The 14,395-nt window shown below is 52.3% G+C and carries 12 protein-coding genes; 10 read left to right on the top strand and 2 right to left on the bottom strand.

Going from position 1 to position 14,395, the window contains the following annotated elements:
* The first annotated feature begins 199 nt into the window (after positions 1-199).
* Complete coding sequence (locus tag CE168_RS05100) at positions 200-1,648, top strand: glycoside-pentoside-hexuronide (GPH):cation symporter (RefSeq protein ID WP_099571389.1); 1,449 nt, start codon at positions 200-202, stop codon at positions 1,646-1,648.
* A 424-nt stretch (positions 1,649-2,072) separates the two neighbouring features.
* On the top strand, positions 2,073-5,384 hold the full coding sequence (ileS, locus tag CE168_RS05095; RefSeq protein ID WP_099571388.1) for a mupirocin-resistant isoleucine--tRNA ligase: 3,312 nt from the start codon (positions 2,073-2,075) through the stop codon (positions 5,382-5,384).
* A 74-nt stretch (positions 5,385-5,458) separates the two neighbouring features.
* On the opposite strand, the gene CE168_RS05090 is transcribed toward ileS, so the two are convergent.
* Positions 5,459-5,896, bottom strand: a complete 438-nt coding sequence (locus tag CE168_RS05090; RefSeq protein ID WP_143433393.1) for a hypothetical protein — start codon at positions 5,894-5,896, stop codon at positions 5,459-5,461.
* Positions 5,897-5,904: 8 nt separating this feature from the next.
* Positions 5,905-6,585, bottom strand: coding sequence for an alpha/beta hydrolase (locus CE168_RS05085; RefSeq protein ID WP_099571386.1), 681 nt, complete (start codon positions 6,583-6,585; stop codon positions 5,905-5,907).
* A 165-nt stretch (positions 6,586-6,750) separates the two neighbouring features.
* On the opposite strand from CE168_RS05085, the gene CE168_RS09080 reads away from it, so the two are divergent.
* The 8 genes from CE168_RS09080 to cas1c all read left to right on the top strand — a co-directional run bounded on the left by CE168_RS09080 (position 6,751) and on the right by cas1c (position 14,375).
* On the top strand, positions 6,751-7,176 hold the full coding sequence (locus CE168_RS09080) for a hypothetical protein (protein WP_201797052.1): 426 nt from the start codon (positions 6,751-6,753) through the stop codon (positions 7,174-7,176).
* 36 nt (positions 7,177-7,212) lie between these two features.
* Positions 7,213-7,968 carry a Fic family protein gene (locus CE168_RS09075; RefSeq protein WP_201797051.1) on the top strand — a complete coding sequence of 252 codons (756 nt, stop codon included), beginning with the start codon at positions 7,213-7,215 and terminating at the stop codon, positions 7,966-7,968.
* A gap of 179 nt (positions 7,969-8,147) precedes the next feature.
* Positions 8,148-8,801, top strand: coding sequence for a CRISPR-associated endonuclease Cas3'' (locus CE168_RS05075; RefSeq protein WP_180753706.1), 654 nt, complete (start codon positions 8,148-8,150; stop codon positions 8,799-8,801).
* 95 nt (positions 8,802-8,896) lie between these two features.
* On the top strand, positions 8,897-10,540 hold the full coding sequence (cas3, locus tag CE168_RS05070; RefSeq protein ID WP_180753705.1) for a CRISPR-associated helicase Cas3': 1,644 nt from the start codon (positions 8,897-8,899) through the stop codon (positions 10,538-10,540).
* Between the two features lie 232 nt (positions 10,541-10,772).
* Positions 10,773-11,474, top strand: a complete 702-nt coding sequence (gene cas5c, locus CE168_RS05065; protein WP_201797050.1) for a type I-C CRISPR-associated protein Cas5c — start codon at positions 10,773-10,775, stop codon at positions 11,472-11,474.
* A complete protein-coding gene (locus tag CE168_RS05060) occupies positions 11,471-12,544 on the top strand; it encodes a type I CRISPR-associated protein Cas7 (RefSeq protein ID WP_099571383.1) in 1,074 nt (357 codons plus the stop codon). The genes cas5c and CE168_RS05060 overlap by 4 nt, the downstream gene beginning before the upstream one ends.
* A gap of 125 nt (positions 12,545-12,669) precedes the next feature.
* Positions 12,670-13,347 (top strand): CRISPR-associated protein Cas4, encoded by a 678-nt coding sequence (cas4, locus tag CE168_RS05055; protein ID WP_099571382.1) that lies wholly within the window; start codon positions 12,670-12,672, stop codon positions 13,345-13,347.
* Entirely contained in the window at positions 13,344-14,375 is a 1,032-nt protein-coding gene (cas1c, locus tag CE168_RS05050; RefSeq protein WP_099571381.1) for a type I-C CRISPR-associated endonuclease Cas1c, read from the top strand. The genes cas4 and cas1c overlap by 4 nt, the downstream gene beginning before the upstream one ends.
* The last annotated feature ends 20 nt before the right edge of the window (positions 14,376-14,395 follow it).

Below are 14,395 nucleotides of genomic sequence, written 5' to 3'. Positions count from 1 at the left end.
AATGCGACAGTTTGCCTATTTTGTTGTGTAAATGGCGGAAAAATAACGTTTTTGGCTATCTTTCGAACAGAAGCTCACAAAATATGACACGCCGATAGGCGATATGTTCAGTGATAAATTTTACTAACTTCAGATAAGGGGATATACCGATAGTTAGGTCAAAGAAGGACCTGTATCTGACTTCTAAGGAGAAGCAAAGATGGGAAATGGCAACAACGGTTCCAAAGGCGGGAACCTCTTGTCTCGCGTGGCGTACTCGTTCGGTAACGTCGGCCAGTCCGCGTTCTACAACGCATTGAGCACCTATTTCATCGTCTACGTGACGAGCTCGCTGTTCTCTGGCGTCGATAAGAGCGTCGCCACCAAGCTGATTGGCATCATCACCGGCCTGGTCGTGGTGATTCGTATCGCAGAAATCTTCATCGACCCGCTGCTGGGCAACATCATCGACAACACCAACACCAAGTGGGGTCGCTTCAAGCCGTGGCAGCTCATCGGTGGTACCGTTTCCGCCATCCTGCTGGTGCTCGTCTACACTGGTCTGTTCGGTCTGGTGAACGTGAATACTACCCTGTTCATCGTGCTGTTCGTCATCACCTTCATTGTGCTCGACGTGTTCTACTCGCTGCGTGACATCTCCTACTGGGGTATGATCCCTGCATTGAGCTCCGACTCCCACGAGCGCTCCACCTACACCGCACTCGGCTCCTTCGGCGGCTCCATCGGCTACAACGGTCTGACCATCGTGGTCATCCCGATCGTCACCTACTTCAGCTGGGTGTTCACCGGCAAGTACGTCGAAAGCCAGTCCGGCTGGACCTGCTTCGCCATCATCGTGGCCATCCTCGGCATCCTCACCGTGTGCTCCGTGGCGTTTGGCACCAAGGAAAGCACCACCACGCTGCGTGCCAAGGCCGAAGACAACGGCGGCCCGCTGCAGGCCTTCAAGGCTCTGGCCCAGAACGATCAGCTGCTGTGGGTTGCCCTGAGCTACCTGCTGTACGCCATCGCCAACGTGGCCACCACCGGCGTGCTCATGTATCTGTTCAAGTACATCCTCGACAACACCGCCGCATACTCCATCGTGGGCGTCATCCCGGTCATCACCGGCTTGGTTATGGCTCCGCTGTACCCGATCCTGAACAAGCGCATTCCGCGCCGCTACCTGTACTTGGGTGGCATGGTGCTCATGATCGTCGGCTACCTGCTGTTCGCCGTCGGCTCCAGCAATCTGGCAATGGTCATCGTCGGTCTGGTCTTCTTCTACCTGCCGCAGACTTTCATTCAGATGACCGCCATCCTGTCGCTGACCGACTCCATCGAATACGGCCAGCTCAAGAACGGCAAGCGTAACGAGGCCGTCACCCTGTCCGTCCGCCCGATGCTCGACAAGATCGCAGGCGCATGCTCCAACGGTATCGTCGGCTTCATCGCTGTAGCCGCAGGCATGATCGGTGACGCAACCGCCGCGGATATGACCGCCGCGAACATCGGCATGTTCAAGGTCTGCGCGTTCTACGTGCCGCTGGGCATCATCGTGCTGAGCCTGCTCGTGTTCCTCTTCAAGGTGAAGATCACCGAGAAGATGCACGACGAGATCGTCGAGGAGCTCGAAGCCAAGCTTGCCGCTGGTGAAATCTCCGAATGATCGAACATAGTATTTTCTAAAAATACATATTGAAAATACGTTTGCAATGCCGATACTGATGGGCTGTCAGTATCGGCATTTCTGTTGTAGGTAATCCTGTATAAGACCTATCGTGAATCGTCTATGAAGCCCATTGTGAATCGTCCATAATCATGCAAAACAGGCGAAAATAGTTCGCGCTGCATGCTATAGTGGCAACCGAAATGCGAGCGGTGATCCGTTATCAGCGGGGAGCTTCCGGAAGAACGGTCGTGTCAGCGACTTATTAGACCCGGCGGGAAGGCCCGAACAGCCGAACATACGAGCGGTCGTGCGCGTAACAAAAGCATGGCAAACGAGGTGGTACCGCGGTGGCGGCGTCCAGCAGGCGCTATAGTCATCGTCCTCGTAGGAGACAAGTAGTAAGAACCTACGAGGAGATACGGTGAGCGAACACAACGTGTATCCGAAGGCAGCTGCGGGTGAGCAGAGCGCTAATGTGGCACCTAACCCCAGTTTTCCGAAGCTGGAAGAATCCGTCCTTGATTATTGGGAGAAGGACGATACTTTCCAGAAGTCCATTGAACGCCGTCCTTCCGGCGATCACAGCCAGAACGAATTCGTCTTCTTCGACGGACCGCCGTTCGCCAACGGTCTGCCGCATTACGGCCACCTGTTGACCGGCTACGCCAAGGATGTGATTCCGCGCTACCAGACCATGAAGGGCCACAAGGTCAACCGTGTGTTCGGTTGGGACACGCACGGTCTTCCGGCCGAGCTTGAAGCCCAGAAGGAACTGGGCATCGATTCGGTCGATCAGGTCAAGGAAATGGGCATCGACAAGTTCAACGATGCCTGCCGCGCCTCCGTGCTCAAGTACACCAACGAGTGGAAGGACTACGTGCACCGTCAGGCACGTTGGGTCGATTTCGAGCATGGCTACAAGACGCTGAACATTCCATACATGGAATCCGTGATGTGGGCGTTCAAGCAGCTGTACGACAAGGGCCTCGCATATCAGGGCTACCGCGTGCTGCCGTACTGTCCGAAGGATCAGACGCCGCTTTCCGCGCATGAGCTGCGCATGGATGCCGACGTGTATCAGGACCGTCAGGACACCACCGTGTCCGTGGCCGTGAAGCTGCGCGATGAGGAAGACGCCTACGCGGTGTTCTGGACCACCACCCCGTGGACCGTTCCCACCAACTTCGCCATCGTGGTCGGCGCCGACATCGACTATGTGGAAGTACGCCCGACCGAAGGCAAGTTCGCTGGCAAGAAGTTCTACCTGGGCAAGCCACTGCTCGGCTCTTATGCTAAGGAACTCGGCGAAAACTATGAGATCGTGCGCGAACTCAAGGGTGCTGAGATGGAAGGCTGGCGCTACTACCCGGTGTTCCCGTACTTCGCTGGCGACGAGAACGCAGCCGAAGGCAAGGTGCCGGGTCCGGAAGGCTACCAGATCTTCACCGCCGATTATGTCGATACCGTCGAAGGTACCGGCCTTGTGCATCAGGCTCCGTACGGCGAAGACGATATGAACACGCTCAACGCCAAGGGCATCAAGAGCGTGGACGTGCTCGACGCAGGCTGCAAGTTCACTTCGCTGTGCCCGGATTACGAGGGCATGTATGTGTTCGATGCGAACAAGCCGATCCTGCGCAACCTGCGTGCCGGCGACGGCCCGCTGGAACGCATTCCGGAAGATCAGCGCGCGATCCTTTTCCAGGAGAAGAGCTACGTGCACTCCTACCCGCACTGCTGGCGTTGCGCCACTCCGCTGATCTACAAGCCGGTGAGCTCCTGGTTCGTGTCTGTCACCAAGATCAAGGACCGTCTGCTCGAACTGAACCAGCAGATCAACTGGATTCCGGGCAATGTGAAGGATGGCCAGTTCGGCAAGTGGCTTGCCAACGCCCGCGACTGGTCGATCTCCCGCAACCGTTTCTGGGGCTCCCCGATTCCGGTGTGGGTGTCCGATGATCCTAAGTATCCGCGCGTGGACGTGTACGGTTCGTTGGAGGAGCTGAAGGCCGACTTCGGTGACTATCCGCGCGACCATGAGGGCAATGTCAACATGCACCGCCCGTACATTGATGAGCTGACTCGCGTCAACCCGGACGATCCGACCGGCAAGAGCCACATGCACCGCATCAGCGACGTGATGGACTGCTGGTTCGAATCCGGTTCCATGAGCTTCGCCCAGTACCATTATCCGTTCGAGAATAAGGAAACGTTCGAACAGCACTTCCCGTGCGATTACATCGTGGAATACATCGGCCAGACCCGTGGCTGGTTCTACGTGCAGCACATCATGGCGACCGCCCTGTTCGACAAGCCGGCGTTCAAGAACGTGATCTGCCACGGCATCGTGCTTGGCTCCGACGGCCAGAAGATGTCGAAGCATCTGCGCAACTACCCGGATGTGAACGGAGTGTTCAACGATTTCGGTTCCGACGCCATGCGTTGGTTCCTCATGAGCTCGCCGATTCTGCGCGGCGGCAACCTGATTGTGACTGCCGATGGCATTCGCGACACCGTTCGCCAGGTCATGCTGCCGGTGTGGAGCTCGTACTACTTCTTCACCCTGTATGCGAACGCTGCTAATAATGGTGCTGGTTTCGATGCTCGTGCGCTGCGTGCCGATGAGGTTGCCGCACTGCCGGAAATGGATCGTTATCTGCTGGCGCGTACCCGCCGACTGATTGAAAAGACGCAGCATTCGCTGGATGACTTCCTGATTTCTGACGCATGCGAAGCCGTGTCCGACTTCATCGACATGCTCACCAACTGGTATATTCGCAACAATCGTGATCGCTTCTGGAACGAGGATGCGAACGCGTTCAACACGCTGTACACCGTGCTTGAAGCATTCATGCGCGTGATCGCACCGCTCGCTCCGATGGAAGCGGAAGCCGTGTGGCGTGGTCTGACCGGTGGCGAATCCGTGCACTTGGCCGACTGGCCGTTCCTTGCCGACGAGCAGACTGGCGAAGCGAGCGAACTGGGCCGCGTGCTTGTTGACGATCCGGCTCTGGTCGACGCGATGGAGAAGGTGCGCGAGGTCGTGTCCGGCACCCTGTCTATGCGTAAGACAAAGCAGATCCGTGTGCGCCAGCCGCTGTCCAAGCTGACCGTGGTGGTGGAGAACACTGCTGCCGTGGCCGCATACGACGAGATCCTGAAGTCCGAACTGAACGTGAAGAATGTTGAACTGTGCACGCTTGAAGATGCCGAAACCCAAGGCTTGAAGATCATCAACGAGCTGCGCGTGAACGCTCGCGTGGCAGGCAAGCGTCTTCGCAAGGACGTACAGTTCGCCATCAAGGCTTCCAAGTCGGGTGCATGGCATGTGAATGCCGAAGGCGCTCCGGTGTGCGAGACGCCGAACGGTGAGATCGTGCTTGAGGAAGGCGAATATGAGCTGATCAACAGCGTGGAGGAGAAGAACGCCGAAGAGGCCGCCAACTCTGTAAGTGCTGCACTGCCGACCGGTGGCTTCGTAATCCTCGACACCGAGCTGAACGACGATCTGATCGCCGAAGGCTACGCCCGCGACGTGATCCGCGCCGTGCAGGACGCCCGCAAGGCCGCCGATCTGCAGATCTCCGACCGTATCGCACTGGTGCTCGTTGTGCCCGCCGAAGACGTGGCCAAGGTCGAACAGTTCAAGGATCTCATCGCCTCCGAGACGCTCGCCACCTCCTTCGAAGTGACTGCCGGCGATGAGCTGAACGTTGAGGTTGCCAAGGCCTGATCTGGTTCCAAGGATTTCGTGGATTTCGCGAATTCCGCGAAATCTAATCAGCTTGCGATTATTCCAAGCTGCGGCTAGAGTAATCCTTTGGCTTTCGAGCCGCCGTGGTATTGTCCACCGCGGCTCGAACCGCGCAAGACTTGATTTGTGTCCGCGTGCGTGACCGCATTGTTCAATGCGGCCGAAGCGTGCGGAAGCAGATCGTTAAGCGAATGGTTTTCAGTACCATCCATGTGAGTCAAGCACACATTCTTGAGAAGCAGTCGCGTTGCCGGACGGCTGGATTTGACGGGCGCGCCCCCATGCGGGTGGGCTGTCGAAAATCCACCGTCCGGCTTTTTCTTTTTGTCGGCGAGCTGCCGTCGCGGGCTATACGCGGTCGCACATACTTCCGCCTGGCCGTGCGCGCCACGAATCATTGCTTGGATTCCATCGGCCATCAAGGTAGAAAATGTAAAGTAGAAACGGTAGAAAGTGTCAAATAGGATTGGTGAGAAATGCCAAATAGGCACGCCAAAACCTAGTATTTAAGCCAATTCCGCAAATCGATGATTTCCTGATCGCATACGGCATGCGCCATGCCAGGATATTCGAAAACCGTGCAGTTACCCGTCGCCGTAAGCTTCGCCCGCGCACACTGCTGATTGGCGGCGGGAATCGTACGATCAGCAGTGCCATAGCACAATGCGAAACGAGTATGGCCAGCAACCGGCTCGCTGGCAGCCTCGCCCTTAAACGACGGACTGAGCAAAATCGCGGCATCGAACACATCAGGATGCTCCGCAACCATGCGATACGACAGATAACCACCCTGCGAAAACCCAATCAGCACCTTACGAAACTGCCCGAACGCCGGAGCGTCCAACAGCTGTACAACGCTATCGCCGATCTCGGTGCACGCGCGGCGGCGCTCGTTGACCGAGCAGCCGTCCGGATACCAGTAGTGACCACCGATGTACGGGCGTGCATGTGGCGCGCGGAACGAGAGATAGCTGGGGTGGTGGGTGGTGGGGTAGTGGGTGAAAGTGGCAACGGTGCTTCCGGTGGTGTTGTCGGCATTGCTGTCGCCGCAAATCGCATTGATGATGCGAACCATCTCGGATTCGTCGTTGCCATAGCCATGGAATCCAAGGAACAGCAGATCACTGGGTGAGGAAACGCCCTCTTCGAAATCGATATTTCCTGTGATGCCCAGATGCATGGTGTGCTCCTTTGTTCCTGTATATGTCATTATCGCTTGTGGCTGGGATTCGGCAACGCCATAAAAGCAAGTGAGGCTTCCGGACTTATTGAACCTTATCCGTGACCGACATCGTCATTTAGCTACACTTAAACAGATAAATGTAGCTAACTAGGAACGGGAACCATGGATACCAACGAGGCGCTTGCCATCCCCTCGTTTGGAAAAGAGCGACATATCTGGCATATTCCGGAAGATGCTCCCGTTTCGCGGCCGCGCCGTTCGCGTGGCAATGGCGAATATGAGTCGACCGTGCCCATCAAACTTGCGGGTCTGAATTACGTTTTCCCCTCCAATCTGCTTGCAGACTGTGAAGAGGCATCGTGTGCATTGGCTTCCTTTGACTCCTATGCTGTTGCGAAACTTGGCGAGGACAATCACGTGCTTGGCCCGATGAGTGCAGTGTTGCTGCGTACTGAAGCATCGTCGTCCTCGCAGATAGAGAATCTAACGGTCGGAGCGAAGAACCTTGCTCTGGAAACGATTGACGAGGGAACAGGCGACAATGCCGCGGTTGTAGTCGGCAATGTGCGCGCCAGGAGGCTGCGCTGAAGCTTGGTAATGGCATGACGGAAAAACATCCTCGCCATGCATGAAGCTCTGCTTTCCTCGCAGCGTGGCTGGGAGGAATATGCGGGTGCCTATCGCACGAACCTGGTGTGGGTCGGAACCGACAGCTATTCACCGCGCGGGGCGGCACATGTCGGTCCGCAGCCCGAGCTGATTGCCGATGCGAAGACGGATCTGCTTGAATTCATCAATCATGACGATCTGCCGGTGGTGGCGCAATGTGCGATTGCGCATGCGCAATTCGAGACCATTCATCCGTTTGCGGATGGCAATGGGCGTTGCGGGCGTGCGTTGGTGCATGTGATTCTTCGTAATAAAAGGTTGTCCTGCGATACCACGCCTCCTGTTTCCGCTGGTTTGTTGCATGATACGGAGAGCTATTTCGAGGCGTTGACTCTCTTCCGGGAAGGTGATGCCGCGCCGATTGCCAGACAATTCGCGCAGGCATGCCGATTCGCCGTGATAAGTGGCAGGAAGCTTATCGACGATTTGTGCGAACAGTTGGACGAAGGTCGTTCACTTTTGCAAGGTGTACGTTCTGATGCCGCCGTGTGGCGAATGTTGCCGAATCTGATCGCGCAGCCGATCATCAACACGAGATACCTGCAGAAAGCAGTGGGATTGTCGAAACCGCAAGCGGAGCGTGCGATCAAGACCTTGAGCGAACGCGGTGTTGTGATGGAGCGCACGGGAAGGCAACGCAGCGTTGCATATGAGCATCGTGGCATTCTCGATGTGCTTGACGAATACGCGGCTGGGTTAGGGAGAGGATGAGTGGACGGTTAGTTGGTCTTGGCATATCCTGCGAACAGCTGTGAAATGTAGCATGTCTTTACTCGTGTATTGACAATCTGATTGCCCTGCTGTTTGGAGGATCTTGCTGTTCGACGTCACTCATCTCGGATTATGCAGTATGCTTGATTGCAACAATGACTCTAATTGGCGAAGGGGCAATGACGAGCATGACATTCTATGCAAGAACTAGCGATCATGGATATGAGACTTGTGTAGAGCACCTATCCATGGCTGGTTGTCTAGCTGGTGGCTTTGCACAAGTCTTCGGTCATCTTGACGATGGGCTACTTGCTGGTTTGGTCCATGATTTAGGCAAATACTCGGATGCTTTTCAACGAAGAATCCAAGACCCCGATCATTCCGGACTCGTGGATCATTCAACAGCTGGCGCGATGTTGCTAGTACAGCATGGATGTCCTTTAGCTTCAATGGCGGTAGCCGGACATCATGCGGGATTGCCTGATTTCGGTAGTCGGGGCGAGCTGGAGGGGCCAACATATAGCGCGCGCATGAACAGGGCTTTTTCGGCAGGTAGTTGTGGTCCGCTTGCTTTATCCAAGGCATGGGAACAACAGCTGAATATTCCACAGTCAGCGTTCGAGAAAGGAACGAAACCATCGAACTCTATAGCAATGAATGGAAAGTCTGGAGAGCAGTCATTTTATTCTGACATGATGTTGACTCGCATGTTGTTTTCCACCTTGGTAGATGGAGACCGGCTTGATGCAGAGTTCTTTACTTCAAATCGTGAAAGTCGTACGGAACATCCTTTACTTGAATCTCTGAAAGAATATCTTGGGCAGACTCGTTAGCAAGTGAGCAAGTGCTTAAGTGGGACAAGTTACGTAAAGCATCGTTGATGGTAGTTTCAGAGTGTGATACCGAGGATCGGGCTCGAATTAAACAGTTGACCGATATCATCGAGAACAAGGCGAATCAGTTTTTAGGTAAGCCTAATAAAAAACCGCTCGATATTAAACGGTGCGAATTGCTTGCGCAGTGTCTTGCCTGTGGGCAAGACGCATCATATGGTACTGGTCTTTACACGCTTACTGCTCCTACTGGTAGCGGTAAGACCATCTCTTCGATTGCTTTTGCTCTCGAACATGCGCATACAAATAACTTGCATCGTGTCATCTACGTGATTCCTTACACGTCAATTATTGATCAAACCGTCAATCAGTTTGAGGCAATCTTCGGGACAGATGCAGTATTGCCTCATTACTCTGAAGCTCCGTATCAGCTCAAAGATGAGTCCGACATGGATGAGATGGATCTCAAGCGTGCGCTTGCCGCGGAAAACTGGAATGCGCCAATAGTGGTCACTACTGCGGTGCAATTCTTCGAAAGTCTGTACTCGAACAAAACATCGAGATGTCGTAAGCTGCACAATATAGCTAATTCTGTCATCATTTTTGATGAGGCTCAAACATTGCCAGTACCTTATCTGCGGCCATGTATACGGGCAATTGCTGAACTTGTGAAACAATATGGTTCTACGGCAGTATTGTGCACCGCCACGCAACCAGAACTGCAGCCGTTGCTCAATGAGTCTTTTAATAGTGAGCATGCCCAAGCTCGGGAGATATCGCCATTCACAAAAGATGACCGTAATTCCTTCCGTCGTGTAACTATTGAACGTATTGGTGATATTGCTCTAGATGTACTTGCAGAACGTTTGAACGATCATAATCAGGTTCTATGTGTAGTAAACACGCGTAAAAAGGCTCAATACCTCTATGAACGTCTTACGGAAAATGACGGTGAAGGCAGTTTTTGCCTGACCACATTGCAATGTGCGGCTGATCGTCAACAATTGCTTAGCGGAATTCGCAATCGTCTTGGTGCAGGAAAAATATGTCGTGTGGTATCCACTTCGTTGATCGAAGCCGGTGTAGACATTGATTTTCCTGTAGCATATCGAGAAGAAGCTGGATTGGACTCCATCATTCAGACGGCTGGACGTTGCAATCGTGAAGGCCGTCATTCTGCATCAGAAAGTATGGTCTACATATTCTCTACGGAAGGTGGTTGTGCTCCGTTTCTTCGACAGAACATTGCGGCATTCCGTGAGACGGCAAATAGCCAAGTTGATTTGAATACGGATGAGGCGATTCGTGCATATTTCAAGGAGGTGCTGTATCTAAGAGATGGTGGTACTTCTAGCAATGATGCGCTTGACAGGCAATGTATTTTGTCACTGCACTCGTTTGAGGAGCGTATGCCTTTTGCTACCATTGCTGAACGGTTCAAGCTTATAGATACGCCAACTGTGCCGGTGTACATTCCGCTATTCGATGAAGGCTCTCGTTTGTGTGAACAACTGGAGCACGGCGATATAGATCGTACTCTGTTTCGAAAACTCGGTAAATATGCAGTTAATGTGTGGCCTCGTCATCTTGAAAAGTTGCAATCAGCAGGAGCTGTACTGGCAGTTGGCCGAGGAGGGAAGAATGAAGAGAGCTGCTTCATTCTTCAAGACATGAGCTTGTATTCATCGCTTTTGGGGTTGAGATTAGACGATGCGACTGCTGACGGCATTTTTGTGTGAATAATCCGTGTGCCTAGTCGCGCATGCGATTAGGCACACGGGCGTTTTCACCGCAAGACAAAAAACAAATTTCAATCCACGCTCTCTCAGGGGGCATCGATTGCATATGATGAATATGCGGTACCTGTTCTTCGGCGGTTAAACACCTTTGACTACAATAGCAGATATTAACTTCTTGTTATTTGTTTTGTAAACATTCTGAACCTGATGTACATTGGCAAATGAAGGCAACATGGATGTTCCTGAACAGCTTATTATTCCAATGAGGGGAGGAGCAATGTCAATACGTTTGGAAGTATGGGGAGACAATGCGCTTTTCACGAGAGGTGAATTTAAAACAGAACGTGTCACTTATGATGTCATGACGCCGTCTGCGGCGCGTGGAATCTTGGAAGCTATTTTCTGGCATCCAGGTATGTGCTGGCGGATCGACAGGATTCATGTACTCAATCCTATTCGGTTCGACAGCATTCGGCGCAATGAGGTTGATAGTGTCATCGACAAAAGCAAAATACGAGCAATGGCGGAAGGCCGTGGGGATGGCGGTACCATCTATGCTGCTGAGTCCATCCAACAACGTGCATCCACTATTTTGCGTGATGTTCGATATGTAATAGATGCTCATTTTGAGCTTAAAAGGTCGAAAATGACACCAACAGATTCGGCAGAGAAGTTCCAGAACATTTTCATACGTCGTGCATCCAAAGGGCAGTGTTTCCACCACCCATACTTTGGTGCTCGAGAATTTCCTGCCGAGTTCCAGTTATGGGAAGATGATAGCGATCCCGTCGGATTCGAACAGGGGCACAGAGATTTGGGTTACATGCTTTACGATTTCGACTACCGTAATCCGGCTCATCCTGTTCCGTTATTTTTCCGTGCTGAACTAAATGATGGCGTGATGGATGTCGAATCAGTGGAGGTCAAATCATGATTATCAGCGATCTCTGTGACGAGTATGCAGTTTTGGTGTCTCAAAATAAAGCTCCAGTTTATGGTTATGACAATATTAATGTTCCATATGGATTGGTCATCAATGATGATGGCATTTTAGTTGAGGTCCGGCTACTTGGGGACTTCAGTGGGAAGAAACCAATTAACAAGATTTCAGTACCGGCTCGTTTTGTTAAAACGTCAGGTATTGTGCCAGATTTTCTTTGCGGTAATGCCGAATATATGCTCGGTTATAATACCGAGAAACCTGAGCATGCAGTGAAGGCATTCCAAGCGTGCGCTCAATTACACATGCAAATATTAGAGGGAATTGACGATCCGGTTGCTTCTGCTGTACGTGCATTCTTTTTGCAAGGTCCCCAATGGGAAATTGCTAAACGGTTGATGGGAGATTGCTGGGAATCGTCTCTGAAGATGAATTTTGCTCTGCAACATGTTGATGGAGCACAAACAATATTTGTTGGAGATTTTCCTGGTATACAAAAAGCATGGAATACTTATTATGACCAAAAAGGGAATGATGATAAATCGTCATTAGTTTCCAGTTTAGTTTCTGGGAAACTGGTTGTCCCGGAAAAAACTCATCCTAGGATTAAGAATGTTGCAGGGGCTCACCCAGCCGGTTCGGCATTGATAATTGCGGTTACTACGGAAGCGGATGCCGCCGAGAAAAACAACACCATGGGCAACAAATTCATCATCCCCTATGGCCTCTACCGTATGAACGGCTACATCTCCGCCAAGCTCGCTCAGAACGTCACCGGTTTCTGCGATGAAGACCTCGATGTACTGTGGCAAGCGATTCTGAATATGTTCGAGTTCGATCGCTCTGCGGCGCGTGGCAACATGGCGGTTCGCAAGTTGTACGTATTCAAGCACAGCAGCGCGCTTGGCGATGCCCCCTCGTGGAAGCTGTTCGACAGCATCAACGTCCATAAGCGTGCAGAAGTGGATGCGCCCCGCGATTTTGCTGATTATGAGGTTCGAGTGAATCGTGAAGCCATTCCGGAATCCGTCAGCCTGACCGAAATGGTCGACCACGCATTGTGATTCCCCATGCAAATCGGAGATCGTCATCGCAATGGCATCATGTCGTTGTTTTTGACGATCTCCAGCTTTCGAATCGCATATGCCGGTGATCCCATTGCGTGAATTGTTGAAGAGAGAGGCATTGTATGCATACACAATCAGAATATCCGGAGGATGACTGGCTGGCCCTGTCTGGCCTCCAGCACTTTGCATTCTGTCGCCGGCAGTGGGCGTTGATTCATATTGAGCAGCAGTGGCAGGAGAACTATCTCACCACTGCCGGTCATCTTGAGCATGAGCGTGCGCATGATTACGAGCAGTCTGAATCTCGTGGAGATACCCTCATTATGCGAGATCTGCGTGTGTTCTCGCGTCATCTTGGTATTACAGGCGCTTGCGATGTCGTGGAGTTCCATCAGTCCGATGATGGTGTTCCTCTACGGGGCAGGAATGGGCTATGGAGCGCATATCCTATCGAATACAAGCATGGGCAATCTAAAACTGTGGATGCTGACCGTCTGCAACTGTGCGCTGAAGCCATGTGCCTGGAGGAAATGCTTTCATGCGAGATTGTTGAAGGAGCCTTGTTCTATCAGCGGACACGGCGACGTGAACGAGTGGAGTTAACAGAGGAACTTCGTGGCACAGTGGTAGCCATGGTTCAAGAAATGCACCAGTTGTTTTCGAGAGGACATACTCCTCGCGTAAAGCCGCGGAAGGCATGCAGCGCATGTTCGTTGAAAGACATTTGCCTGCCGGAGCTGTTAAAAGCAAAATCGGCCGAGCAATACATACATGCTTACGTGAATGAGGAAACGTCATGAAGCAATTGTTGAACACCTTATTTGTTACCAGTGAAGACGCTTATCTCTCATTGGAGAACGACAATGTTGTCGTGCAACGTGATAAAACGGCATTGGCCAAGATTCCACTGCGTTCATTGGAACAGATTTTGAGTTTCTCCTACAAAGGTGCATCTCCTGCGCTAATGGGCCAATGTGCGCAGACCGGCACGGGATTGTCTTTTTATACTCCGAGAGGCAGATACCTTTGTTCGATTCTCGGTGAGAATAATCGTAATGTGTTGCTGCGGCGTTCTCAGTACCGTTTTGCCGATGATACAGATTCCTCAGCTAGATTCGCTCGTTCTTTTGTCATTGGAAAGATTTTCAACAGTCGTTGGGTGCTGGAACGTACCAAACGTGACCATAATTTACGCGTCAATGTTGAAAGGCTTAGCGGTCAAAGCCAGGCTCTGTCTGGATATCTAAAGCAGGTGTCTGGTTGCAACGATGTTGATGCCATCCGAGGTCTGGAAGGTTTAGCTGCCAAGGATTATTTCTATGCATTCGACGATTTGATTCTCCGCTCAAAAGATGATTTCTTCTTTGAACAGCGCAGTCGCAGACCGCCACTTGATCGTATGAATGCACTGTTGTCGTTTTCCTACTCCTTGCTTACAGGGGATTGCCTTGCTGCACTGCAAGGGGTGGGGCTTGATCCATATGTAGGTTTCTTGCATGTAGATCGACCTGGTCGACCGTCCTTAGCCTTAGACCTCATGGAGGAGTTTCGTCCTGCTCTTGCTGATCGATTTGCGCTAACTCTGGTCAATCTTGGGAGTATTTCAGCTGGTGATTTTGAGCAGCGAGAGAATGGTGGCGTATTCCTTAATGACGCTGGGCGGAAAACCGTATTGGCTGCTTGGCAGAAGCGCAAACAAGAGGTGATTACTCATCCGTTCTTGGGAGAAAAGATGCCGTGGGGCTTGATTCCATATGTTCAAGCTTTGTTGCTGGCAAGAGCTATTCGTGGGGATATAGACGCTTACCCGCCATTCATGTGGAAGTGATAGGCCGTGAAGCCGCTGAT

The sequence above is a fragment of the Bifidobacterium sp. N5G01 genome (assembly GCF_002742425.1).
GTDB classification, from domain to species: Bacteria; Actinomycetota; Actinomycetes; order Actinomycetales; family Bifidobacteriaceae; genus Bifidobacterium; species Bifidobacterium hominis.
The sequence above is the reverse complement of the archived record's forward strand: the minus strand, read 5'-3'. Positions and strand labels throughout refer to the sequence as shown.

What these genes read in the sequence shown, in the direction of transcription:
- CE168_RS05085 (WP_099571386.1), bottom strand. Translation starts at nt 6,585, where the DNA reads ATGCATCTGGGCATCACAGGAAATATCGATTTCGAAGAGGGCGTTTCC.
- cas5c (WP_201797050.1), top strand. Translation starts at nt 10,773, where the DNA reads ATGGATGTTCCTGAACAGCTTATTATTCCAATGAGGGGAGGAGCAATG.
- cas1c (WP_099571381.1), top strand. Translation starts at nt 13,344, where the DNA reads ATGAAGCAATTGTTGAACACCTTATTTGTTACCAGTGAAGACGCTTAT.
- CE168_RS09075 (WP_201797051.1), top strand. Translation starts at nt 7,213, where the DNA reads ATGCATGAAGCTCTGCTTTCCTCGCAGCGTGGCTGGGAGGAATATGCG.
- CE168_RS09080 (WP_201797052.1), top strand. Translation starts at nt 6,751, where the DNA reads ATGGATACCAACGAGGCGCTTGCCATCCCCTCGTTTGGAAAAGAGCGA.
- CE168_RS05075 (WP_180753706.1), top strand. Translation starts at nt 8,148, where the DNA reads ATGACGAGCATGACATTCTATGCAAGAACTAGCGATCATGGATATGAG.
- CE168_RS05100 (WP_099571389.1), top strand. Translation starts at nt 200, where the DNA reads ATGGGAAATGGCAACAACGGTTCCAAAGGCGGGAACCTCTTGTCTCGC.
- cas4 (WP_099571382.1), top strand. Translation starts at nt 12,670, where the DNA reads ATGCATACACAATCAGAATATCCGGAGGATGACTGGCTGGCCCTGTCT.
- CE168_RS05060 (WP_099571383.1), top strand. Translation starts at nt 11,471, where the DNA reads ATGATTATCAGCGATCTCTGTGACGAGTATGCAGTTTTGGTGTCTCAA.